The organism is Collinsella aerofaciens, from assembly GCF_015558785.1.
GTDB lineage: Bacteria > Actinomycetota > Coriobacteriia > Coriobacteriales > Coriobacteriaceae > Collinsella > Collinsella aerofaciens_P.
On the sequence record NZ_JADMOP010000001.1, the window covers coordinates 1 to 25,046 of the forward strand.

Consider the following 25,046-nt stretch of genomic DNA (forward strand, 5'->3'; position numbering starts at 1 on the left):
GCCTGGGGTCCCTCATATACGGCCCTCCCGTCTCCTGCGCCCCTCCCGGAACTGTCCACATCAGTGTAGCCAATCCAAGCTGGCCCGCAGGGTCGTGGAGGCCGGGCGTTCGTGCTCGCTCACCACCGCCGTCCTGGAGGAGTGGTCGAGGCTCGGCACCCCGAAACAGGTGGAGTACCTGGCGGGCTACCTCGAGGCGGAGAGGTCCAGCCGCGAGGCCTCGAAGCGCGCGACGCTGCTCAGGCGCTGCGCGCTGCCGGCGCCCAAGACCTTCGACGGCTACGACTGGTCGGCCGTGTCGTGGCCGGAGGGCATGGGGCGCGAGTCGCTGCTCGCGCTCGACTTCGTCGAGCGCAGGGAGGACCTCGTGCTCATGGGCGACGTCGGCACCGGCAAGACGCACATGGCGTCGGCCCTCTGCGCGCTGGCGTGCGAGAGGAGGCTCGAGGCGCGCTTCTTCACGGCGTCCTCGCTCGTGATGCGCCTGAGGCGCGCCCGCGACGACGGGAGGCTCGACCGTGAGGCCGCGCTCATCGGCAAGGCCCGCCTGCTCGTCATCGACGAGCTCGGGTTTCTCCCGCTCGACGCGGACGGGGCGAGGCTGCTCTTCCAGGTCTTCGCCGACGCATACGAGAGGCAGTCGGTGGTAATCACCACGAACCTGGAGTTCAGCAGGTGGGGGTCGGTGTTCGGGGACGACCAGATGGCCGCCGCCGTGATCGACCGCATCGTCCACCACGGGAGGCTCGTCCAGTTCCGCGGCGAGTCCTACCGCGTCCGCCACGCCCTCATGCAGGAGGGCTAGCCGCTCAAAAATCGTGCGCGCTTCCGATGCTCAGGCTGCTCAATTTCCGATGCTCTTTTTGCTCAAGCCCTCTTGACGAAACACAGAAACTAGAAGATCTTTCCGATTCGCGGCTGTTCATGCTTGTAGAGCATCTAAAACAATAGGATGTTATTCTGGAATATGCCGGGTGCGTGAACTTGCCTGTCTTAGCCTTAATAAGGTATAGGGGAGTTTGGCTCAGGGGTTCCGTCTTGTTCTTCAGCGCAGTATTGTGGGACAGATTTGCTGAGATTGGCGCCTTACACCGCAGAGCGCACGGAAGGCTCTCGATTTGTGTTCTGGCCCCAGAATACAGGGCCTGATACTTACCAACTGTGGCATGGATGTAACATCTGTAGAAATCAACCCTTTTGTTGTCGACCTTTGTAAGAAAAACACTGCCATCAACTCTTTGGATGACGAAACTAGGGTGCTTGAGGGGAGCCTTTACTCCCCTCTGAGAGATGACTCATGTTTTTCGCTTGTCGTTGTGAATCCTCCGTTACTGCCGATTCCGGATGAGATTCCTTATCCCTTCGTTTGAGATGGAGGACAATCGGGTCTGGATAAAACACTTCGTATTCTTAAGGGTGGCGATACGCATTTAGAGAAAAACGGTAAATACTGCTAATAGGGGTGACGACGATGGTGCAGGGGCGACCCGCGATGCTCTCATCAATACGTCGGATACTTGGGAAATCAGGTCTAGATGCATGTATGATGATGCTGTGTGGCTATTCAATTAATCCGCGTTCCGAATGGGTGCAGGGTATAGCTGCGACATCGTATGCTTTTGACCCGGCGCGATACTCAGATATTTCTGAGGCGGTTGACGAAGTTTATACGCACTATGCCGCGCAAGGCGTTTCGGAAGTTTGCACATCTACGTTACGGGCTTAGGTTTCTTCAAGCGAGCAGGCCGGTTGCGTTATTTCGAGCGATTTTTCTAGTCTAGACGACAAAAGGCAAAGGATTTGATGGGTATAAAACGCGGACGTTTGTGGGCGGATGCTCAAATCTATTGTGGCAATCGGGCGGTTGAAAAAGATATTTCAACCGCCCGATTGCCAGGTTCGTCGGAGGAGATGTCCGATTCCGACTCTCTTGTAGGAAGAGCTTGAGATCGTATTGGCCCAAGGCAATCTTAAAGCAGTCTCATTGGCAAATCTTCGCTCCTGTTGTGTTGAGGTGTAAGGTATCAGTGATTGATGTTTTGTGGCGGGTAGATTGGGGCCTTCCTTGATTCGATGCGTTCTCTCGAGGTTCATCAGAGCAAAAGGGGCTTTCGTCTTCATTGCTATCACGGTGATTGGAACCGCTCTCTCCTATGCCATGCCATACGTGAACGGGAAATTCTTAGATTTTCTTCTCGGTAACCGCAGCGAAAGAGACGCCGTACTCTTCGCGCTCCTGGTTGCGTCAATAGGAGTTTTCTCCACCCTCTTTACTTATTTTGCAGGAACACTTTCCATTCGCATAACCACGAGACTTTCCTTTGATCTTCTCAGGGAGGCCGTCTTGCGTTTTGAAAGAGACGATTACTTGGTGAGTCGGACCATCGATCCAGCCTATACAACGCAACGGATTATTTCCGACTCCAGCGTGGTCTCATCCTTCGTTTTGGCGAATTTTATCAGTGCGCCGCTGTCCATTGTAGCCATTCCCATCGTATTGCTTATCATATGGTCAATTGATTCAACTCTCGCGGTGTTTTCCATCATTCTCCTCATCGTGTATTTCTGTGTAATTACTGGGTTGAGGAAACTTTTGTATAGGGTCACGTATGAGAAGAAAGAGGCGGACAGCGCCTTTTACGCCGCAATTGCATCGCAGCTTAATCAGATTCTCAACATTCAACTGACATCTTCGTACGGCAAGAGCGAACAAGCGCTCGACGCTGGGTTTAAGAGCTATTTTCCCAAAGTTTTGCGCTCCGGAAAGCTATCATATTCTCTGACATCGCTCGATGGTCTTTTCGCAGCGTTGTTTCAAGCGGTGATACTTGTTGTTTCCGGAGTACGAATCATTAACGGAACTATGTCAATAGGCGAGTACACTATCATCGGTACATACTTCGCGGTTCTCTTTAAGACTTTGAAAAGTATGATGTCATTGTTCAAATCCTATCAAGATGCCAAAGCATCATGGGATAGGACGGCTATCGCGACGAGAGAAAAGGAGAGATCGGGGTGGAATCGGACCGATTTAGCTAAACTCGATGAAATAAATGACATTTCGGTATCTGATTTGGAATTCTCGGTTGCCCTTCCAGACGGATCTGTCCGAGAGGTCCTCGGCGGGTTTTCTTTCAAGTTTTCCGGTCCTGGTACATATTGCATAGTTGGGGAAAACGGAAGAGGCAAGACGTCACTTCTTTACTTGATGCTCGGGCTATACTCATCGAAAGGCAAAGTAAAATACAACGGCGTGCCAATCGAAGAATGCGACTTGGATTACATACGTGCGAGAGAGATATCGTGCTGCCCACAGTCGTGCTTCGCGCCGGACGAAACGGTGAAAGAGCTGTTAGAGTATTTCGACACGCCCTTTTCTTCCTATCACCGGGGTGTAGATGGCCTACTTTCGCTGGAAAACAGCGTGAAGGAGTTGCTCGGGAAACGTTGCTCCGCGCTTTCGGGCGGTGAGCTGCGCCGAGTGTACTTATGGTCGGCGATTTCACGCAAGTCGTCAGTTTTGGTACTCGACGAGCCCACGACTGGGTTAGACGCTGTAAGCCGCGCCGAGCTTGCGGCCTATGTTAAGCGCAACAAGCAAAGCCAGCTGATCATCGTTGTCTCTCACGATGACGAGATGGTCGGCGCGGTAGAAGGGGTAGTGGATTTAGGCAGCATGTACCAGGGTAAATGATGACAAGTGTAGTGCTACCCAACTGGCAGAGATAACAAAAAGGCGATGCAGATGCACGTAGCATTCAGGCGGTTCGGACTCGGTGCCTTCACGCCATCGCAACGCTTTCAGATATAGTTCTCGTTCTCTTACTAAAGGAAACTTTAGTCTACGTCATCTTGTCGAGACAGAGGTGAAGCGAAGTGTTGTCGCGACGTATCTTATTCCAGGTGGCTCAGTATCAGCGTGAGAATCGCACCAAAGTGTACTTACGATTCTCGTGTCCCACGGACAACATGAGCTGAGCATTGAGGTTCCACCCTTTGCTGCAACTACACGGGGTTGGACGGCAATGAATATGCCGGGCCGCATACCACGCGCAGCGGGGGTCCATGTCCCAGTATGTTGCCTACAGCAGCCTCGATGTCCACGCACACATCATCTCTGCCTTCGCGTTCAATCCATTTGCCGGAGAGTGCGAGGGTTGCCAGGCCGTAGAATTCGAGCCGAACAAATGAAATGCGGTATCAGCGCATAGGATTAAACTGACGATTGCTTTGCACTGAGAATACGCTTGGAAAGCCGCTATGGGTGGCGGCCCGGGTTAAATAGAGAAGCCCGTCTGATCACTTTCATGTGGCGAACGGTCGGGCTTCTTATTCCACTTGCCAATGCTCGGCTCATATTGGAAGAAAGCTACGCTAATGTTTGCGTGACACTCCTATTTTCTCCGAAGAAAGAGTCGGATAATGAAGAATAGAATTAAAAAAGGTGCCAGATATAACGCAAGTATAAAGGCTAATCCAACGAGACCTTGCAATAATGGCATAACTCCTCCCAGACACTAGATTTTGGTATTTGTTCCCATCTTATTCTGAATTGGACCAAATAGTTCCTAGCCACAAAACTACTCGTCAACTGGATCGCACCAATCTGCTGGCAAAACACAGCTTGATTCTTTATCGACATAGCACCAATCCGCAACAGGGCACTCGGCGATGTCGTAAAAATTGCATATATCAACTCCAAGACAACAAGGCTCAACGGGAGGATGTTCATTTGAACCAACAGGATGGATATGCTTCATAACAGCTCCTCACCTTAATCCAATTAGAGACTACGTTTGATCAATGCCACAGTGATCTACAACGCAGATGCTGCCGCCATCCATGTCATAGTCGCAGTAATCGTATGCACCACAGCCATCTGCTTTATCATAAACAGTACAGATGTCAGTAATGCCCAAGAGGCAGTCAAAAGACATCGGCTTCACGCCTGCCTCGTCGCCACTTCCTGGATTAATCGGATGAATATGCTTCACGACTACCTCCCTTTGAGTGCAGAAAAACCTCAATATTGTGTATAACAAACCAAGATGTCTAGTTCACCATATTTCTAGAATGGTTTCGGCGAACGTAGCAATAAGCTTCGCAGACGGTAATCAGAAGAACGAACACCTCCACAATGGTGACAGCAATGCGCTGAACCGCTTATTCCGATACAGTAGCTTCTCGTTGATTTTTCTCCTGCGAAGATGAGTGGCGGGAAATAAGGTCAAAAGCCATCTCGTAGCACATTTTTCTATATTCACATGATGCAGGGTGTAGACTCTTGGGCAAGTAGCCGTGCTCGTCTGCAGCCTCCCAGCTACAGCCCCCACCACAGAAAGACCGAGCCCAACAGTCCGTACAGTCAATTCTTTTTTCGACACCCTGACTCCAGTTTTCAATATACCTAGTTTCGTCAATTCCGGTGACGATGTTGCCCATTTTGAATCGCATCATCCCGACAAACCTGTGACAGGGGTATACGTCCCCTTCGGGAGTCACGGAAATAAAACGCCTGCCAGCCCCGCATCCGACAAAGGCGATCCTGTTGCTCATAATCAAATCAACTGCAGTTTTCAATGTTCTAAACAAGGGCTTTTCCCCTTGATCAATCTGTTTGAGATATTGATCCGCCAAATCTATTAGGCCCGCCCTGATTTTGTTTAATGAGTGTTCGTCGAGTTTGATATTCTCATCGAATGAGCTCACGGGCGAGAAGTAAATCCTTCTGAAGCCCATCTCTTTAAACTGAAGATAGTCTTCAACAAGGTTACAGTTATTATTTGTTAAGGTCGCTCTTGCGCCGAAGGGGAACGACTCGGAAAAACGACGAACGTTTTTGTCGATATCGGAGAAAGAGCCGCCTCCCGTCTTGTACGGGCGCGATGCATCGTGCTTGCATCCTGTACCATCGAGACTAATCAGAACAGAAAACCCGTGCTCCTTGAAAGAATTCACAGCAGTGTCATTCAAAAGCGTTCCGTTGGTCGTAATAGAATAGGTAAAGTTTCTATTGGGGTATATTCTTTTTGAATAGTCGACCGTTTTCCATATCAGCGGCTCGTTAATCATGGGTTCCCCACCAAAAAAGACGATCGCAAGCGTTTCGTTTTCCGATGAACTTGCGACGAGGTAGTCGACCGCCTTGAAGGCTATCTCGTCTGTCATCAGCAGAGGAGACGTTCCATAATCTCCTTTACCGGCAAAACAGTAACTACAACCAAGGTTGCATGCATGTGAAACGTGGAGTTCGATGGATCTAAGTTTTCGAGGCGTGTCTTTTGTTAAGAAAGTCCGCTCAGACAATCGTTGATACTCATCAATGTCGTCTTCAAGTTCTGCTATGGTCGTTTGGTCGTAGCCTTTCGCAGCAAGTGACTTTGTTAGCAACTTCGAGTTGACCGTTCTTCCCGATGCTTCAAATATGCGAAGCGCATCTTCTGATGCTTGGTCAACCTGAAAGCAATTGCGAGTGACCTCATCGAAGCAGTAACGACGATCACTTACTGAGAAAAAATGCATACGTTCCTCAATTTCATGCTGGACTGGCACTAACCTTGTTTATTGTTGCGCAGCTATAAAAAACCACCAGCGGGGATTCGGTGTGCGGCCCAATCGGACTCCCAAAAGGTTCTATTTGAGACTGGCAAGCTTTGTGTTGTTGGCACTTCGACAGCGCTCTTTATTCCAACATGGAGCCTCGCAGTTTGAGTCGACTTGCCTCTGGAAGGTCCGATCTTAACTTGATTTAGGATGAAAACAGATTACAGGCGCGCTCCTCTAGAAAGAAAGGAAACCAATCGCCGCCTTTCGCCAGGAAAGTTTTTATAGCCCACCTCGAGCAAAATGAAAGATGCGAGAGCGATTGGGGAACAACGCGAATCTCCCCTTTTGGGTGGGAGCGAGCCTTCAGCCACCGGCGAACGACTCGCCCTGGTCAGAATCTGGAAGTGGTGCCGGGCCGCTTGGGCCTCCCCGGTGACTTCGTGGGGCTTACCTGCCTGACGTCGAGGAGTACATCCGCAAGATTCGTTCCCTATGCCGTTTGCTCTCACGCCCGCCTTGGTTCCAAGTCGGGCGAGCACGAGGTCGCGCCGGCGCATCCGCTGGGACTGCTGCGCGTGCAAAACGGCTACGCGGTGAGCGTCCCGCGCTGGATTCAGCCGAGTGAGGAAGGCGTCGAGATCGGCGCGCTGGCAACGGGGGAGGGCGGCATCACCGATGTGGGCGATGACGTTTCGGCTCGCCATGCCCACGTGTGGTGCGATGACCAAAATGTCTGGTACGTTGAGGACCTGTCGTCCACCAACGGAACCGTGGTGGTAAACGGCGCGACGAACGTCTGCACCCAGGTCGAGCCCGGCCGCTCCGCCCAGCTCAACCCCGGTGACGAGCTCAAGCTCGGAGAATCCACAACCTACGCCATCCTCCTCGGCGCCCTCTGACTCATCTCCTAAATAAGTTGCGGTGAAATAGGGGCTGTTTAAGGCTACGGCCGGCAAAAACAGTTCCTATTTCACCGCAGCTGCCATTTGGTCCCTCGGTGACGGAAGGATCAATTTTGCCCTTGATGGTCACTCGAGGTAAACCTTTACCGCCCGCCTATATTTGTCGAAATTACACTTGACGGCGGGGTACAATAAACCCGCATGCGGATTTCCGTTGCGGGCGCCTCCCATCGCCGGGGCGTGCCCGGGAGCATCCGGCATGCGGCCTTTGCGGCGCTCGGTCATGTGCAAGACGGGCGGTCGGGTCTGTGGGGCGCATCAGCTGTCCCTCGCCTCGGCATGTCTTCTCTCCACGCCACGTACCTGCTGCTGAGCCTGCCTGCCAGATGATTGGAAGCAACAGCGTAAATCCCATCACGCCAACATCCCGGCGATCGCCGGGGCCTGTATACCTATATGAGAGGAGAGGGGTATATGGCGCGTAAGTTTAAGTCTATGGACGGCAACGAGGCGGCCGCATATGTTTCGTATGCGTACACCGAGGTAGCGGGAATCTATCCCATTACGCCGTCCAGCCCGATGGCCGACCATGTCGACCAGTGGGCGGCCCAGGGTCGCAAGAACATCTTCGGCACCCCGGTCAAGGTCGTCGAGATGGAGTCCGAGGCAGGTGCAGCCGGTACCGTTCACGGTTCGCTGGGCGCCGGTGCTCTGACCACCACCTACACGGCTTCTCAGGGTCTGCTCCTGATGATCCCGAACATGTACAAGATCGCGGGCGAGCAGCTCCCGGGCGTCTTCCACGTCTCCGCGCGTTGCGTCGCTTCCCACGCCCTGAACATTTTTGGCGATCACTCCGACGTCATGGCCTGTCGTCAGACCGGCTTCGCCATGCTCGCCGAGGGCAACGTCCAGGAGGTCATGGACCTCTCGCCGGTGGCTCATCTTGCCGCCATCGAGGGTAAGACCCCGTTCCTTAACTTCTTCGACGGCTTCCGCACCAGCCACGAGATCCAGAAGGTCGCCATGTGGGACTACAAGGATCTGGCCGAGATGTGCGACATGGACGCCGTCCAGGCTTTCCGCGACCACGCGCTCAACCCTGAGCACCCGCACACCCGCGGCAGCCACGAGAACGGCGATATCTTCTTCCAGAACCGTGAGGCCTGCAACAAGGTCTACGACGAGCTTCCCGCCGTCGTCGAGGGCTACATGAAGAAGATCAACGAGAAGCTCGGCACCGATTACGGCCTGTTCAACTACTACGGCGCTCCCGATGCTGATCGCGTCGTCGTGTGCATGGGCTCCTTCTGCGACGTGCTTGAGGAAGTCATCGACTACCTCAACGCTCACGGCGAGAAGGTCGGCCTGGTCAAAGTTCGCCTGTTCCGTCCGTTCTCCATCAAGCACTTTGTCGACGTTCTCCCCGAGACCGTCCAGAAGATCGCCGTCATGGACCGTACCAAGGAGCCGGGTTCTATCGGCGAGCCGCTCTACCAGGACGTCGTCTCCGCTCTCTACGAGGCTGGCAAGACGGGCATCAAGGTCGTCGGCGGCCGTTATGGCCTGGGCAGCAAGGATACGCCTCCCGCGTCCGCGTTCGCTGTCTTCGAGGAGCTCAAGAAGGACGAGCCCAAGCGCGAATTCACCATCGGCATTGTCGATGACGTGACCAACCTGAGCCTGCCCGAGGCCGAGGATGCGCCCAACACCGCAGCCCCCGGCACCATCGAGTGCAAGTTCTGGGGTCTGGGTGGCGACGGTACCGTCGGCGCCAACAAGAACTCGATCAAGATCATCGGCGACCACACCGACAAGTACGTCCAGGCCTACTTCCAGTACGACTCCAAGAAGACCGGCGGCGTCACCGTCTCACACCTGCGCTTTGGTGATTCTCCGATCCGTTCGCCGTACTACGTGACCAAGGCCGACTTTGTTGCCTGCCATAACCCCAGCTACATCGTTAAGGGCTTCAAGATGGTCCGCGACGTCAAGCCGGGCGGCACCTTCCTGGTCAACTGCCAGTGGAGCGACGAGGAGTTCGCCGAGCACATGCCCGCCGTGGCCAAGCGCTACATCGCGAACAACAACGTCAACGTCTACCTGATCGACGCTATCGACCTGGCCGCCAAGGTCGGCATGGGCAAGCGCACCAACACGGTGCTCCAGTCCGCCTTCTTCGCGCTGGCCAAGGTCCTGCCCGCCGAGGACGCCCTGCAGTACATGAAGGACGCGGCTACCAAGTCCTACATGAAGAAGGGCCAGGCCATCGTCGACGCCAACCATAAGGCCATCGATGCCGGCGCTACCGCCTTCCGTAAGTTCGAGGTTCCGGCCGACTGGGCAACCGCCGAGGATGCCGCTCCCGTCGAGCTCTCCGAGGAGACCAAGTCCGCCATCGCCCAGCAGGTCAAGAACCTGCTCGAGCCCATCGATCGCATGGATGGCGACAGCCTGCCCGTTTCCGCCTTCGTTGGTTGCGCCGACGGCCAGTTTGAGCTGGGTGCCTCCGCATACGAGAAGCGCGGCGTCGCCGTCGTCGTTCCCCACTGGGACGAGACCAAGTGCATCCAGTGCAACCAGTGCGCCTACGTGTGCCCGCATGCCACCATCCGTCCGTTCGCGATGACCGAGGACGAGGCTGCCGCCGCGCCCGAGGCTACCCGCACGCTCGACGCCATGGGCCCCAAGGCCAAGGGCATGAAGTTCACCATGGCCGTGTCCCCGCTCGACTGCATGGGCTGCACCAACTGCGTCAAGGTCTGCCCCAAGGGCGCCCTCGAGATGGTTCCCACCGAGCAGGAGATGGACCAGCAGCCCGTTTGGGACTACATTGTCGAGAACGTCTCCGAGAAGAAGGAGCTCATCGCGGCCAACGTCAAGGGCAGCCAGTTTAAGCAGCCCTACCTGGAGTTCTCGGGCTCCTGCGCCGGCTGTGCCGAGACCGCCTATGCACGTCTGGTGACCCAGGTCGCCGGCGACCGCATGTTCATTTCCAACGCCACCGGCTGCTCCTCCATTTGGGGCAACCCCGCTGCCACCGCTCCTTACTGCAAGGACAAGGACGGTCACGGCCCGGCGTGGAACAACTCCCTGTTCGAGGACAATGCCGAGCACGGTCTGGGCATGGCCGTCGGTTACGAGGCCGTCCAGAAGAAGCTGATCGCCGCTACCCAGGACATCATCGCTGCCGATGGTCCGTCCGATGAGCTCAAGGCCGCCGGCCAGGCTTGGATCGACTCCGTCAACGACGCCGAGGCCTCCAAGACCGCTGCTGCTGCCTACGTCGCCGAGCTCAAGAAGTGCGGCTGCGATGCTTCCAAGGCGATCCTCGCCGACAAGGCTTACCTCACCAAGAAGTCCTTCTGGATCTTTGGCGGCGACGGCTGGGCCTACGACATCGGCTTCGGTGGCCTGGACCACGTCCTGGCTTCCGGCCACAACGTCAACGTCTTCGTCTTCGACACCGAGGTCTACTCCAACACTGGTGGTCAGGCCTCCAAGGCCTCGAACCTGGGCCAGGTCGCTCAGTTCGCCGCTGCCGGTAAGGTGACCAAGAAGAAGTCCCTGGCCGAGATCGCTATGAGCTATGGCTACGTCTACGTGGCGCAGGTCGCCATGGGCGCCAACCCGGCTCAGACCCTCAAGGCCATCCATGAGGCCGAGGCCTACGACGGCCCGTCCCTCATCATCGGCTACAGCCCCTGCGAGATGCACTCCATCAAGAAGGGCGGCATGCAGAACTGCCAGGCCGAGATGAAGAAGGCTGTCGAGTGCGGTTACTGGAACCTCTTCCGCTTCAACCCCGAGGCTGCTGCCGGTAAGAAGTTCTCGCTCGATTCCAAGGAGCCCGCGGGCGGCTATCAGGAGTTCCTGATGAACGAGGCCCGTTACGCTTCGCTGACGCGTTCCTTCCCCGAGCGCGCCGAGGAGCTCTTCAAGGAGAACGAGCAGGCCGCTATGGACCGCTACGCTCACCTGCTGAAGCTCAAGACGGTGTACAACGAGGCCTAGGTCTCCCACCGCAGGATCTGAGGGCTGACCTTCGCGGACGCCCTCGGACATGAAAGAACCCCCGCTGCGCACTACGTGCGGCGGGGGTTCTTTCGTCCTGCGGAGTGTCCGCGAAGGTCAGCCCTCAGATCCTGCTACGACTACGTCCTCGGATTGTGGGGGCGGATGAAGGACGTGGTTGTGGGGGCCTTTTGTCCCGGTCGCTGCTTCGCGGCTTTGCCGCGAAGCCTCGCGCCACTTTGGGGATGGATGGGGGACTTGGCTGTTGCCGCCTTTTCGGAGCCCTTCTTTATTCCTTATGCTGGATGAAAAGCCCCTTGTTTTTGCAGGGGTGCATACTCGACTTATAAGTGCATAGAATCTCGTATAGCGCGAGTAAGATATTGCGCTGTCCGTTTTGTGTTTAGCAGAGATGTAGTTTGCATAATCCGACATAATCCTCGCTGCATTTAAATAAAGTTGCACGTAAATGGCGTAGATATGTCTGAGCTGGTGTTCTGTACGCTGAGCGGACAAAAACGACCGTTCACCGTTCCGCTATTTTCAAAATGAATAAAATGAGCGATAAAGAGAATATAAACCTTAATAAACTCGCGTATCGCACGGACGCGGGTTATTAATGGGTTGTAGGCCTTTTACAGAAAGGATTCCAGCAATGTCTAAGCCTCTTGGCAAGCCCGATCGTATTGTCGTCGCCCTTGGCGGCAACGCCCTCGGCAACAACCCCGTCGAGCAGATCGAGGCCGTGAGCAACACCGCCCATGCCCTCCTCGGCCTCATCGAGCAGGGCAACGAGATCATCATCACCCACGGCAACGGCCCGCAGGTCGGCATGATCCAGAACGCCTTCGCCGCCGCCCACGACGCCATCGGCACCCCCGAGATGCCGCTGCCCGAGTGCGGCGCCATGTCCCAGGGCTACATCGGCTATCACCTGCAGCAGGGCATCGGCCGCGAGATGCACAAGCGCTATAAGCGTTGGCACGCCGCAACCGTCGTCACCCAGATCGAGTGCGACCCGGACGATCCTGCGTTCAAGAACCCGACCAAGCCGATCGGCCCCTTCTACACCGAGGAGCAGGCCAAGGAGTTCATGGCCGAGGATCCTTCCAAGGTCTTCGTCGAGGATTCCGGCCGCGGCTGGCGTCGCGTTGTCGCTTCCCCCGATCCCAAGAAGATCGTCGAGGCTGACTCCATCCTCAACCTGCTCGACAACGAGTTCATCGTCATCGCCTGCGGTGGCGGCGGCATCCCCGTCGTCCGCGACTACGAGAACAAGGGCTGCTACAAGGGCGTTCCCGCCGTCATCGACAAGGACCTGGGCGGCGAGCTGCTGGCCGAGGACTGCGACGCTGACGTTCTGTTCCTGCTGACCGCCGTTGAGCATGTCGCCATCAACTTTGGCAAGCCCAACCAGGAGGAGCTCGAGGACATCACCGCCGACGAGGCCGAGCGCCTGGCCGACGAGGGCCAGTTCGGCAAGGGTTCCATGGAGCCCAAGGTCCGCGCTGCCATCAAGTTCGCCCGTTCCCGCAAGGGCCGCACCTGCATCATCGGCGCTCTGGACAAGGCCGCCGAGACCATGGCCGGCCTCTCCGGTACCCGCATCCACGAGTAGCCTCTACTCCATTGCCTCTCTCGTGGGCGCCGGGCAAGGCGCCCGCAAACTAGCCTCTCTTCATGAGCCCCGCAGTCCGCTCCGACTGCGGGGCTTTTGCTATTGAGGTAGCTGTTCATGAAACCCGGCACTTGGGGACGTTCCCTTTCTGCCGGCAGCTTGGGACAGTCCTTAAAGGTAGCTCCTGACAGCTGGGAATGGGCCTATTCGTCCGCCCATGAGCGGCATCCGCAAGGGCTGTCCACAGTGGCTGGTCATTTATGTCTGTCCCCAATGACCACTCATTTAAGTCTGTCCCCAATGACTAGTAGGGGACGTTCTTAAATGACTAGTAGTAGGCCCACATGGCTTCGACTTCGTTGAGGACCTCTACGACGCCCCAGCGGCGGGCGCTGCGGCTGGCCGAGTTGGGGTCGTAGACGCCAATCTGGTTGGCATCGTCGATGCCGTAGAGCACGATGTAGTGGCCTACGTTGGTAAACGTACCGGGGCGCACTGCGGCGATGACGGGCGCACCCGAGCGAAGTGCTTGGGTAATCGATTCGCGATCGTTATAGAGCTGTGTTCCGTTGAGCCCTAGCTGCCACGCACCGCCTGTCATAAACGACCACTCGGTGGCACCGGTGGGGGCGTAGTTGCCGGCTTCGGCCAGTGCGCATATATCGACCGGCGTCTTATCGGTGTGGCCGGTCTTAAAGATATAGACCATGGTGAGGCAAGTGGGACCGCAAGCGTTTTCGCGAATAGTGCCACCGGCATAGGGCAGCTCCGACCATGCGGGGTCAATTTGGTAGATGTGGGGCATGGCGCCGGCCTGCCATTGCGAGCGTGGGGTCGAGAACGCAAAGGAGTAACCGGGCGCGACGGGAGCTTTAAGCAGCTTGTCCTCGGCAGTGGGCTCAAGACCGGCTGATCCGTGGGAGATACAGGATCCCAAAAACACAAAGACGAGGCAGGCGGCGATGGAGCAAAGCGCAAGGCGTAGGCGGCGGGCCGGAAGCGCGTGGCTTGTGGTGTGCGACGCGGGGTGAGGGGCGGAATTGCCGCGATCGCGTTGAGGTCGCGAAAAGGAGCGCTTGACGTAGTAGTCGGTCTTACGGCGATCGTAGCGGCGTGGTTGCAATGTGTCGGTCTGACGTTGGCGTGTGCTCGTACTCACGCGGTCTGACTGCTGCACGGTACGGCTTTGCTGCCGCGAAGAAGCCCCGGGCTGCTCTTGGGGGCGCTGCGGGTTGTCGTTGTCGGAGGTGCTTCTGGGCGTTGGCGTGGTGCGGCCGGCAAGGCGCACGCTTTGTGGCCGTTGGTCGCCGTCATTGTATCCGTATGCCATTCGAATCACCTTGCCTCATATGTAACTTGTCTATCCTACATAAAAAGATGCACGACACATGGGTATGTGCGCCAAAAGCCTGACAAATGGTATGAACGTTGCCGCGCCGCGCGCCAAGCGTCACGGCAACAGGTATTCAAAAGCAGACAAGATGAAAGCGTCCAAGACGAATGACGTCTCCCGCCGTTCGTCCCAAAAACGGTGCCGCTCGTTTTGCAGTTCTGCCTTCGGTCGAGCTACAAGCGGCGCTGCTGTGCCAAGGCCGTATCTTAAAGCCACGAAATAAAAGCGCGCGGCAAAACAGACCGCGCAAGGGGTGACGTCAAGGGGCGTCAAAAAGGAAAGGAGGGGAACAATGGCGGACAAGAACGCAGAAGTTGCAGTCGAGGATAACGGCGGCATGAAGAAAACGCTCTCGCTCTGGAACTTCTTCACCATCGGCTTCGGTGCCATCATCGGTACCGGTTGGGTTCTGCAGGTCGGCGACTGGATGGTCGTGGGCGGCGGTCCCGTTCCCGCTATGATCGCATTCCTCTTGGGTGCAATCTTCCTCGTGCCCGTCGGAGCTGTTTTCGGTGAGCTCACGGCTGCTATCCCCATTTCGGGTGGCATCGTCGAGTATGTCGATCGTAGCTTTGGCCGTACGCTGAGCTACATCACCGGATGGCTTTTGGCCCTGGGCAACGGCATCCTGTGCCCGTGGGAGGCCATCGCCATCTCGACCCTCGTGTCCGAGATGTTCGGTAGCCTGCCCGGTCTTGAGTGGCTGCGCGCCGTCAAGCTCTACACCATCCTGGGCGCCGACGTTTACCTGTTCCCGACGCTGATCGCGCTCGGCTTTGCAGTCTACGTCATCTTCCTCAATTTCCGCGGTGCCAGCTCGGCCGCCAAGCTCCAGGCCTTCCTGACCAAGGCCCTGCTCTGCGGCATGCTGCTCGCCATGGGCGTCTCGCTGTTCACCGGCTCGCCGGACAACGCCATGCCCGTGTTCTCCCAGGTCACCGGCGCTGGCGGCGGCAAGGCCGCTACCGAGAGCACCAGTCTGTTCGCCGGCATCGTGTCAGTCCTGGTTCTGACTCCGTTCTTCTACGCCGGCTTCGACACCATTCCTCAGCAGGCTGAGGAAGCAGCCGAGGGCCTCAACTGGAACAAGTTCGGCAAGATCATCTCCCTGGCACTGCTGGCCGCCGGCGGCTTCTACATGGTCTGTATCTACTCGTTCGGCACCATCCTCGACTGGCATGAGTTCGTTAAGAGCCCGGTTCCCGCGCTCGCCTGCCTCAAGGGCATCAATATGCTCCTGTACCTGGCCATGCTCGTCATCGCAACGCTTGGACCCATGGGCCCGATGAACTCCTTCTACGGCGCCACAAGCCGCATCATGCTCGCCATGGGCCGCAAGGGCCAGCTGCCCGAGCAGTTCGCCGAGGTCGACCCCAAGTCCGGCGCTCCCAAGCTCGCCTGCGTCGTTCTGGGCGTCATCACCGTCGTCGGTCCGTTCCTGGGCAAGAACATGCTCATCCCCCTGACCAACGTGTCGGCTCTCGCCTTCATCTTCTCCTGCGGCATGGTCGCCCTCGCTTGCCTGCGCATGCGCTTCACCGAGCCCGACCTGCCTCGTCCCTACGAGGTGCCCGGCGGCAAGTTTGGCATCGGCCTCGCTATCGCTGCCTGCGCCATCATCATCGGCCTGCTCGTGATTCCGTTCTCTCCCGCTTCCCTCAACATGGTGGAGTGGAGCATCGTGATCGGCTGGTTGGCTATTGGCCTGGCCCTCATGGCTTTCACCAATTCCCGCAAAAAGTAACGCCTAGCCGGGGCGGATCAGGTGCGCGGGCCCCTCTCTTCCGCGCACCGAACCCGGCACCACTTGGGTAGCTTTGTGAGGCCTTAACCCAACACGGTCTCGCCCACTATATGGATCCATAAGGAGGAACCATGTCCACTAAGTATGCAATCGTTGGCGGCAAGCTCATCGACGGTACCGGTGCCGAGCCGGTCGAGAACTCCCTCGTTCTCGTCGACGACAACGGCAAGATCGAGTACGCCGGCGCCATGCAGGACCTTCCCGAGGGCGTTGAGGTCATCGACGCCGCCGGCAAGACCGTCCTTCCCGGCCTGATCGACACCCACCTGCACTTCTCGGGCAACTTGACCGACGATGACACCGACTGGGTCATGCAGCCGCTCCTCGAGAAGCAGGCCGTCGCCGTCAAGCAGGCCTACGACTGCCTCACCCACGGCCTCACCACCGTCTGCGAGATCGGCCGCTTTGGTATCCAGATCCGTGACTGCATCGACAAGGGCGTCTTCAAGGGCCCGCGCGTTCTGGCCACCGGCCTTGGCTTCTGCCGCGTTGCCGGCCACGGCGACTCCCACCACTGCAGCCAGGAGCTCAACAAGGAATCGCACCCCTGGGGCGATCAGGTCGACGGTCCTTGGGATCTGCGCAAGGCCGTCCGTCGTCGCCTGCGTGAGAACCCTGATGCCATCAAGATCTGGGCTACCGGTGGCGGCATCTGGCGCTGGGACTCCGGCCGCGACCAGCACTACTGCTCCAAGGAGATTCAGGCTGTGGTCGAAGAGGCAAAGATGGTCGGCATCCCCGTGTGGAGCCACTGCTACAACAACCACGCCGCTGCCTACGATTCCGTTCGCTTTGGCTGCGAGCAGCTGATTCACGGCTTCGATATCGATGAGCGTACCATGGACCTCATGGCCGAGCAGGGCACCTTCTTCACCCCGACGATCGCCTTCCTGCCCACCTGGTACGCCACCTATCCGCCCGTCTACGTCCCCGAGCTGCACGACAAGTACGAGGGCACCCTGGTCGAGAAGGAGCTGCAGCGCAACTACGACTGCCTGCGCGAGGCCAAGAAGCGCGGCGTCGTCATGACGATCGGCTCCGACTCCTTCTCCTTCGTCACCCCGTACGGCACCTGCTCCATCGAGGAGATGTACGAGTTCGTCGACAAGATCGGCTTCACCCCGGTCGAGACCATCACCTGTGCCACTCTCAACGGTGCCAAGATGTGCCACATCGAGGACGAGACCGGTTCCATCGAGGCCGGCAAGTGCGCCGACCTGCTGGTCGTCAACGGTGACGTCGCCGCCGACATCCACGTGCTCAACACCGACAACATGGACGTCATCATGAAGGACGGCTGGATTGTCGAGGGCGGCACCTTCGGCGAGGCAAACAAGTACAGCGCCTAAGCTACCGTTCATCGATGGCTTGATGTAAAACACAGTATTTGATGCATAATGCAATGGAGAGGGTCGCTTGCGGCCCTCTTTATTGCTATGGGGTGCGTCAGTAAGAAGGAGATGACGGTGGATCTCAATAGGCTGATTCTGGGCAAGAGCTACAACTCTACCAAGGTCTTTCGTACCGCTCAGCATGTGGTTCAAGCCATCTTGCTCGGTATTGTCGTTCCGCTGCTTATCCTGCTGCTCATCTGGGATCTAACCGATAATCCCAATCCCGTTCCGGCCGTTGTTGTCATTGCCGGCTTGGTCATGCTGTGCTTCTTCTTCTCGTACGTCTTTGTCGTTCCCGACGACCTCACATCGAGCGCAACCGACCGCACGCTCGCCATCGCTTCAAAAATATTCGCCTACACGTCGCGCGGCCTTACGCCCGAAGCTGCCCTGGGCGCCTCTAAGATCATCCTGTCCGAAACGATCGCCTCTGCCATCTGCTTTACCGACGGCAAGCAGGTGTTGGCAAGCTGGGGCGAGGACTCGGCAAAATGCCCCGCGGGCACCCCGGTGGTGCTGCGGACTACGCTCAACGTGATCAACAGCGGTGAGCAAAGCGTGTTCTCGCGCGATGCCTCGACCGAGACAGGTGGCTACTTTCCGCGCCTGCGCGCCGGTATTGTCGCACCGCTTACCGTGCGCGGGCATTGCGTGGGCACGCTCGAGCTGTATTATCCCCGTCTGAGCAGCATCGATATGCGCCAGACGGCGCTTGCCTCGGGCTTTGCCGACCTCATTTCCACGCAGCTTGCGAGCTTTGAGCTCGAGCGCCAGGACGAGCTTACGGCCCGCGTGGAGCTGCGCGCCTTGCAATCGCAGGTCGATCCTCATTTTCTGTTTAACACCATCAGCACCATCGTGTCGCTCGTTCGAACCGAGCCCGACAAGGCGCGATCGCTGCTGATCGACTTCTCCAACTACTATCGTCAGACGCTTTCTGATTCCGATACGCTCACCACGCTCGAGCACGAGGTGGAACAGGGCACTCGCTATATCAATCTTATGCAGGCTCGTTATGGCGACGGCCGTCTGCGCATCTCGGTCGATATCGACTTTGAGGTGCGCGATTGCATGGTGCCGCCGTTTATCTTGCAGCCGTTGCTCGAAAACTGCATCAAGCATGCGCAGCGCGAGACCGAGCCGCTTTCTATTCATGTTAGGGCTTTCGAGACCGATGACGGTTTGGAGATCATCGTCGAGGACGATGGCATCGGTATGAGCGAAGAGGTCTGCGCGCATCTGTTTGAGCAACATCGCCTGGAGGAGCCCGAGAGCATTACCGCCGACGGCTCCGTCAAGCGAGGTTGCGGCCTGGCGCTCTTCAACGTGCTTCAGCGCATCCATTTCTTTTACGGAGAAGATTCCGGCATGCGCGTGAAGTCCCAGGAGGGCGTGGGAACGCAGGTCATCGTCGAGCTGAACGGCGAGCCGCATGAGCCCGCGCCGTTGACGGCGTAGCACGCGATTGGATTGAGAGAAAAAGAGGGGAAGCACATATGTCCGAAGGCTGGAACATCTTGGTGGTTGATGACGAACCTCCCATTAGGGCTGAGCTACGCTATCTGTTGGAAAAGGATACGCGTGTGGGCCAGATTGCCGAGGCGGGCAATGTCACCGAAGCCGTGGAGTCGATTCTGTCGAACAAGCCCGACGTGCTGTTTTTAGACATTACCATGCCCGGTCGCTCGGGAATTGAGCTTGCCGAGACGCTGCAGAACCTAAAGACGCCGCCGGTGGTTGTGTTTGTGACGGCGTTTGCCGAGTATGCGGCTGATGCCTATAACCTCGATGCCGTCGATTATGTCGTCAAGCCGGTCGAGGACGCACGCCTGTCAAAGGCACTCGACAAGATCGAGGCAGCCTTGGGTGTCCGTCGTGTTATCCACGCTCCGCGCCAGCCTTTGCGTCTGACGGTGGACCGCGGGGGCAAAAAGGTGTTCATTCCCGCCGCAGACGTCTGCTACTTTGAGGCGCGTGCCGATTTTTGCAATGCCATCTGCGCCGAGGGAACGTACCTGATCAATGAGTCGATCTCTTCGCTCGAGCGTCGCTTGGTCTCCGAGGGCTTTATTCGCGTTCATCGCAGCTATCTGGTCAATTTGGAAGACGTGCACAATGTCGAGATCGGTTCCACGGGTCTTATGGAGCTCAGACTCGATCGCGTAACCTCGACGGTGCCCGTGTCCCGCCGTCGCGCTGCCGAGGTTAAAGCACACTTGGGGCTTGCGTAGACGGTCTGCGTGCCGTCGTTTACCATCGCAGGTTTGGCATGGGCGCGCGGTGGGCATAATGGGTGGCATCGAATGAAATCGAAAGGATCATTATGCCCGCGCTTATCACCCATCATCTGTTTGGCGAGGAAAGCATCGACCGTCTTCCGCAGGGCGTCATCACGTCCGATGAAGAGCGCATTGCCTTTATCTTGGGCAACCAAGGCCCCGACCCGTTTTTCTTTCACATTCTGACACCGCGTGTTTCCGACTGCACGCTGCTGGCGCAGGTCATGCATCGGTCGCGCATGTCTCGTCAGTTTGCGTGCCTGCGCGACGGCGTGTCGCATCTGCTGCCGCGCGACGCCAGCTTGGGTCGTGCCTTTGCGCTGGGCCTGCTGTCTCATTACGTGCTCGACCGCAACGCTCATCCCTTTGTCTATGAGCAGCAGTTTGGCATTGTCGAGTCCGATTCAGAGCTTGAGGATTCGAGCAGTCAGGTCCATGCCGTGATCGAGAGCGACCTGGATGTGCTGATGCTGCAGCTTAAACGCGATGGCGCTACGGTTGACGATTACCCGCCGGCGGGCGAGATCGTCACCACTGATCGCATCAATCGCGTGGCCGGCGTGCTGATGAGCTATGTTGCCGGACGCGTGTACGGCATTGACATTCCGGCGGGGGAGTACGGTGCTGCCGTTGCCAATATGCAGCGACTTTACCGCGCGATTGAGCCGGCCGGCTCCGCAAAGACGCGCGCGATCTCGCTGGTTGAGGGCTTGGTGCACGATTACTCGCTGCTCGACGGCCTTGCTCATCGCGTGACGACGGAGTTGCCCGAGCGCACCGGTAACCTGGGCCATCTGACATGGAAGAATCCCTTTACCGACGAGGTCTCGAACGAGAGTTTCCCCGAGGTCTTTGATCGCGCGCTGGGCGATTACGAGTGCACGGTCGCACGTTTTATCGAGACCGGTGACATGGATGCCGTGACCAGTCACGTCAACTACAGCGGTCGCGTGCTCAATGCCGATGAGGAGTTCGACCGCGAGGAATAGGGCCCGTGCGTGCCCCTTTGCCGAATCCTTACCGGCGGTTCTGGACAATTGGGGTACGATGAACTGACTGCATATCGGGCGAATACGAAGGGTCCCTGTCCATGAAATACACCAAGCTCGAGCGTAACTGGGTTATGTATGATGTGGGCAATTCGGCCCTCGTGCTGCTCAATACCTCGGTGGTGCCCATTTACTTTAACGCCATCAATACCGGCGCTTCCTCGGCCGACCTGGTGGTCGCCTGGGGCAATGCACAGACGATCGCCTCGCTGGTCATCGCCATGCTCATGCCCATTCTGGGCGCACTTGCCGACTACGCTGGCAACAAAATCAAGTTCTTCTTGGGCTTCTTCCTCACGGGCCTGGTTCTTTGCCTGGCGCAGGCTATCCCAATGTCCGCCATGGCATTTTTGACCGTGTACGTGCTGTGCACCATCGGCCTTAACTCTTCTATGACGTTCTACGACGCCATGCTGCCCGACGTTACCACCGACGAGCGCATGGACGCCGTGTCCAGCTCGGGTTATGCCTGGGGCTACATCGGTTCCACCGTGCCGTTCGTCATCTGCCTGGCGCTCATCATGGGTGGCCCCGCTCTTGGCGTCCCCACCATGCTGGCAACGCGTCTGTCTTTTATCATCACTGGTGCCTGGTGGCTCATCTTTACCCTGCCGCTCATTCACACCTATAAGCAAAAGTATGGTCGCGAGCGCGGTCCCGAGGACACCATCGGCCACATCGTTGGCGGTGTGTTCTCCGAGGTCGGACACACCATGCGCGAGATCGCCCACAACAAGACCGTGCTGGTCTACATGATTGCGTTCTTCTTCTATATCGATGGCGTCCACACGGTCATTTCCATGGCAACCAGCTACGGATCGGCTTTGGGCATCGATTCGACCCAGCTGGTACTGGCGCTGCTCGTTACGCAGTTCGTGGCCTTTCCGTCCGCCATCATCTACGGCAAGCTCGCCGGACGCGTGGGCACGCTCAACATGATCCTGGTGGCGGTCGCCGCCTACATGGGCATTGTGCTGTTCGCCGCGTTCTTCCTAAAGACCGCCTTTGAGTTCTGGGTGCTTGCCATTATGGTCGGCCTGTTCCAGGGCGGCGTGCAGGCGCTCAGCCGTAGCTACTTTGGTCGCATTATCCCCAAGGAAAAGTCCAACGAGTACTACGGCTTCTTTGACATCTTTGGTCGTTATGCAAGCGTCATGGGTACCTTCCTTGTGTCGGTCGTTACCTCGCTGACCGGCAACCCGTCGCTGGGCGTCCTTTCTATTGGCGTGCTGCTGATCGTTGGCTTTATGCTGCTGGTTCGCCTGTCCCGCATGACTCGGGCAGCAGAGCATGCCGCATAGGAGCGAGCGGCTATTGTGCCTGTCCACGGTACTCTTTTGGGGTTATCCGCAATAAACATTGCGACTTGCGAGCAATGATTTGCCCAAGTGGGTATGATGGAATCAGCTAGGTCGCGGGGCGTCGCCTGTGTTTGGCGGCGTCCCGTTTTTGTGTTGCAGGGAGGGTAAGGCATGAACGCCACAGTCGTGATTCCAACGTATTGGGCGGGCGATGACGCTTGCGCAAACGCCCCTGGCACCTATGACCATTCGACGCGACTCAACGCCGACAATCCCGAACTCGACCGCTGCCTGGCCTCGCTTGAGCAGGTACGCGACATCCCGCGCATCATCCTTTTGGTGGTCTGTCCCGTTTCTGCCACAGCCGATGTGTCGCTGCGCGTGCGCGAGATTGTCGACGCGCATCCCACGCTCAAGGTCACCGTTGTCACCAACACCCAGGCCTCGCGCATCGCAGACCGGGTTGCTCAGATCGCGCCCAAGGGTTCGGGCGAGTGCGTGAGCCTGCGAGGCTACGGTGCCATCCGCAATATGGGGCTAGCCTGCGCCGCTGTGCTGGGGCATGACGCGGTTATCTTCTTGGATGACGATGAGACTGTCATCGACGCCGACTTTATGAAGCGCGCGACCTATGCGTTGGGGCAGCAGACGCGTCAGGGCTTGCCGATCTTGGTCAAGAGCGGCTATTTCTACGATCGCGACGGCTCGCCGCTGGCTCCCACGGACAAGGCGGGCATCTGCCATCGTTGGTGGACCAAGCGCATCGAGTTCAACCGTTGGATGAAAAAGGCGCTTTCGGGCACCCGCATCTCGCGCTCCAACTACGTGTGCGGCGGCCTGATGGCCCTGCACGCCCGCGCCTTTACGCGTGTGGCCTTTGACCCGTTTATCACCCGCGGCGAGGACTTGGATTACCTCTTTAACATGCGCATGTTTGGCTACGACGTGTGGTTCGATAACGAGTGGACCGTGCGCCATCTGCCTCCGGAGTCCGAAAAGCGCTCACCGCGCTTTATGCAGGATGTATACCGTTGGTACTACGAACGGGCCAAGTTGACATTCGCCGCGCATCAAAAGGAGCTCATTCCCGTTACGGCGGCATCGCTCATGCCCTACCCGGGCCCGTGGATTTCGCGCGAGCTCGACGACCGCGTGCGCAAGACCGCTATGGTCCGCAGCGTGTTTACCCGCGAGCATGAGGGCTACCTGCGCATCTGGCGCCATGGTATCGGCGAGGCAAAGGCCTATGCGCGCCAAAACGCTGCAAGCTACCTGCGTTTCCAGAGCTTTTGGCCCAAGATCATGGACGGACTTTGGCGTGACGCACAACTGATCAGTATCCTGGAGGGGGCCGAATGATCGACCGCCGCGCCCAGCGCGATAGTTCAATATCAATCTTTCGCATCATTGCCGTTGCCTGCGCCATTTGTGTGCTGGTGTACTTTATTTTTGCCTTGGTGACCGGTATCGAGCCGATCGCCACGGTGATTGCCTGCGCGCTGCTGTGCATCTTTCTGTGCATCTTTATCTTTTTGACGCTCAATCCCGATTCGGTGCGCTCCCAGTACACCGAGGAGACGCTCTCGGTGGCCTCGGCCATGCTCGAGGACATTAAGGGCGGTCTGACGCAGGAGTCGGCGCGTTTGGTGTGCCGGCGCATTTTGCCCGAGACGCGCGCCATGACGGTGGCCATCACCGACGAGGACAACGTGCTTGCCTGCGCGGGCGAGTTTGAGGAAAAACTGCTGCCCGATACTCCCATCCACACGCTTGCCACACGCTACGTTATCGAACATGGCATCGTGCAGTCGTTCAACCGTATGGTGGATGTCGTGGGCTCGGACGGCTCGCACAACCAAGTCCCCGCCGGCATTATCGCCCCCATCAAGGTGGGCGATCGTACCGTCGGCACGCTCAAGTTCTACTACAAGACCCCGCGCGCCGTCGACCGTACCCAGTATGCGCTTGCCTCGGGCTTTGCCGAGATCTTGTCCACGCAGCTCGCCATCCACGAGCTCGAGGTGCAAAAGGAACTCACGGCGCGCGCCGAGGTGCGTGCGCTGCAGGCGCAGATTAACCCGCACTTCCTGTTCAACACGCTGAACACCATTGCATCGTTTACGCGCACCGACCCGCTGCGGGCCCGCGAACTGCTTCGTGAGTTCTCATCGTTCTATCGTGCCACGCTCGACAACTCGGGATCGCTTATTCCGGTCTCGCGCGAGGTCGCACAGACCAAGCGCTACCTTACCTTTGAGAAGGCCCGCTTTGGCGAGGACCGCGTGCTTGCGACGTTCGATGTGTCCGAGGACGTGGAAGATACGCTGGTGCCGGCGTTCGTGATCCAGCCGATTGTCGAGAACGCCGTACGTCATGGTATGGGCGATGACGACGCCCTGAGGATCGACGTGACCGTTCACCAAGACGGCGAGGATGCAATCTTGATTGCCGTGGCCGATAATGGCGTGGGCATGGATGAGGGTACCGCCGCCAGACTGTTTGACGAGCGTTCTGCCCGTCCCGACGCCAGCTCTCCCCAGGGTGGCGGCGCCGGTGTGGCCATGCACAATATTTCGGAGCGCATCCATCGCTTTTATGGGCCGCACTCCTATACGCGTGTCGAATCGGCGCCGGGCAAGGGCACCAAAGTGCTCCTTCATCTTGATTTGTCAGAGAGCATCTTTGACATTCAAGAGTAAAATAAAAGGCTACGGGCTCAACGTCATGCGACGGATGCCCGGCGTAG

At 57.7% G+C, this 25,046-nt stretch carries 17 protein-coding genes and 1 pseudogene; 14 read left to right on the plus strand and 4 right to left on the minus strand.

The window, feature by feature from the left end; translation table 11 throughout:
* Positions 1-94: 94 nt before the first annotated feature.
* The 3 genes and pseudogenes from istB (at position 95) to I2G40_RS00015 (ending at position 3,694) form a co-directional block, all read left to right on the plus strand.
* Positions 95-805: an IS21-like element helper ATPase IstB gene (gene istB / locus I2G40_RS00005; RefSeq protein ID WP_324252548.1), complete on the plus strand. Its 711-nt coding sequence runs from the start codon at positions 95-97 to the stop codon at positions 803-805.
* A 298-nt stretch (positions 806-1,103) separates the two neighbouring features.
* Positions 1,104-1,370 (plus strand): annotated as a pseudogene (locus I2G40_RS09795) (methyltransferase); the annotation flags it as partial.
* Positions 1,371-2,065: 695 nt separating this feature from the next.
* On the plus strand, positions 2,066-3,694 hold the full coding sequence (locus I2G40_RS00015; protein WP_117564924.1) for an ATP-binding cassette domain-containing protein: 1,629 nt from the start codon (positions 2,066-2,068) through the stop codon (positions 3,692-3,694).
* 886 nt (positions 3,695-4,580) lie between these two features.
* Here the strand turns inward: I2G40_RS00015 and I2G40_RS00020 are convergent.
* The 3 genes from I2G40_RS00020 to I2G40_RS00030 form a co-directional block, all read right to left on the minus strand.
* Positions 4,581-4,760: a hypothetical protein gene (locus I2G40_RS00020; RefSeq protein ID WP_147324165.1), complete on the minus strand. Its 180-nt coding sequence runs from the start codon at positions 4,758-4,760 to the stop codon at positions 4,581-4,583.
* Positions 4,761-4,790: 30 nt separating this feature from the next.
* The gene (locus I2G40_RS00025) at positions 4,791-4,994 is read right to left on the minus strand and encodes a hypothetical protein (protein ID WP_124785779.1); all 204 of its coding nucleotides are present in this window, start codon (positions 4,992-4,994) and stop codon (positions 4,791-4,793) included.
* Positions 4,995-5,163: 169 nt separating this feature from the next.
* Positions 5,164-6,522, minus strand: coding sequence for a radical SAM/SPASM domain-containing protein (locus I2G40_RS00030; RefSeq protein ID WP_082421808.1), 1,359 nt, complete (start codon positions 6,520-6,522; stop codon positions 5,164-5,166).
* 443 nt (positions 6,523-6,965) lie between these two features.
* On the opposite strand from I2G40_RS00030, the gene I2G40_RS00035 reads away from it, so the two are divergent.
* The 3 genes from I2G40_RS00035 (at position 6,966) to arcC (ending at position 13,080) form a co-directional block, all read left to right on the plus strand.
* A complete protein-coding gene (locus tag I2G40_RS00035; protein ID WP_229090550.1) occupies positions 6,966-7,445 on the plus strand; it encodes an FHA domain-containing protein in 480 nt (159 codons plus the stop codon).
* Positions 7,446-7,922: 477 nt separating this feature from the next.
* Positions 7,923-11,462 (plus strand): pyruvate:ferredoxin (flavodoxin) oxidoreductase, encoded by a 3,540-nt coding sequence (nifJ, locus tag I2G40_RS00040; RefSeq protein WP_195543774.1) that lies wholly within the window; start codon positions 7,923-7,925, stop codon positions 11,460-11,462.
* Positions 11,463-12,117: 655 nt separating this feature from the next.
* On the plus strand, positions 12,118-13,080 hold the full coding sequence (gene arcC, locus I2G40_RS00045) for a carbamate kinase (RefSeq protein WP_055310076.1): 963 nt from the start codon (positions 12,118-12,120) through the stop codon (positions 13,078-13,080).
* A 328-nt stretch (positions 13,081-13,408) separates the two neighbouring features.
* On the opposite strand, the gene I2G40_RS09515 is transcribed toward arcC, so the two are convergent.
* Positions 13,409-14,410: a C39 family peptidase gene (locus tag I2G40_RS09515; RefSeq protein WP_229090551.1), complete on the minus strand. Its 1,002-nt coding sequence runs from the start codon at positions 14,408-14,410 to the stop codon at positions 13,409-13,411.
* A gap of 355 nt (positions 14,411-14,765) precedes the next feature.
* Here I2G40_RS09515 and I2G40_RS00055 point away from each other — a divergent pair, with 355 nt between their 5' ends.
* The 8 genes from I2G40_RS00055 (at position 14,766) to I2G40_RS00090 (ending at position 24,999) form a co-directional block, all read left to right on the plus strand.
* Complete coding sequence (locus I2G40_RS00055; protein ID WP_055285287.1) at positions 14,766-16,217, plus strand: APC family permease; 1,452 nt, start codon at positions 14,766-14,768, stop codon at positions 16,215-16,217.
* A 131-nt stretch (positions 16,218-16,348) separates the two neighbouring features.
* Positions 16,349-17,626, plus strand: coding sequence for a metal-dependent hydrolase family protein (locus tag I2G40_RS00060; protein WP_195543775.1), 1,278 nt, complete (start codon positions 16,349-16,351; stop codon positions 17,624-17,626).
* Positions 17,627-17,737: 111 nt separating this feature from the next.
* A complete protein-coding gene (locus tag I2G40_RS00065; RefSeq protein WP_229090552.1) occupies positions 17,738-19,129 on the plus strand; it encodes a sensor histidine kinase in 1,392 nt (463 codons plus the stop codon).
* Between the two features lie 38 nt (positions 19,130-19,167).
* The gene (locus I2G40_RS00070; RefSeq protein WP_117743933.1) at positions 19,168-19,902 is read left to right on the plus strand and encodes a LytR/AlgR family response regulator transcription factor; all 735 of its coding nucleotides are present in this window, start codon (positions 19,168-19,170) and stop codon (positions 19,900-19,902) included.
* 92 nt (positions 19,903-19,994) lie between these two features.
* Positions 19,995-20,939 (plus strand): zinc dependent phospholipase C family protein, encoded by a 945-nt coding sequence (locus tag I2G40_RS00075; RefSeq protein WP_117848797.1) that lies wholly within the window; start codon positions 19,995-19,997, stop codon positions 20,937-20,939.
* A gap of 101 nt (positions 20,940-21,040) precedes the next feature.
* Complete coding sequence (locus tag I2G40_RS00080) at positions 21,041-22,300, plus strand: MFS transporter (RefSeq protein WP_195363431.1); 1,260 nt, start codon at positions 21,041-21,043, stop codon at positions 22,298-22,300.
* Positions 22,301-22,471: 171 nt separating this feature from the next.
* Positions 22,472-23,659 carry a glycosyltransferase gene (locus I2G40_RS00085; protein ID WP_035136756.1) on the plus strand — a complete coding sequence of 396 codons (1,188 nt, stop codon included), beginning with the start codon at positions 22,472-22,474 and terminating at the stop codon, positions 23,657-23,659.
* Complete coding sequence (locus I2G40_RS00090; RefSeq protein WP_006235157.1) at positions 23,656-24,999, plus strand: histidine kinase; 1,344 nt, start codon at positions 23,656-23,658, stop codon at positions 24,997-24,999. The genes I2G40_RS00085 and I2G40_RS00090 overlap by 4 nt, the downstream gene beginning before the upstream one ends.
* Positions 25,000-25,046: the final 47 nt, after the last annotated feature.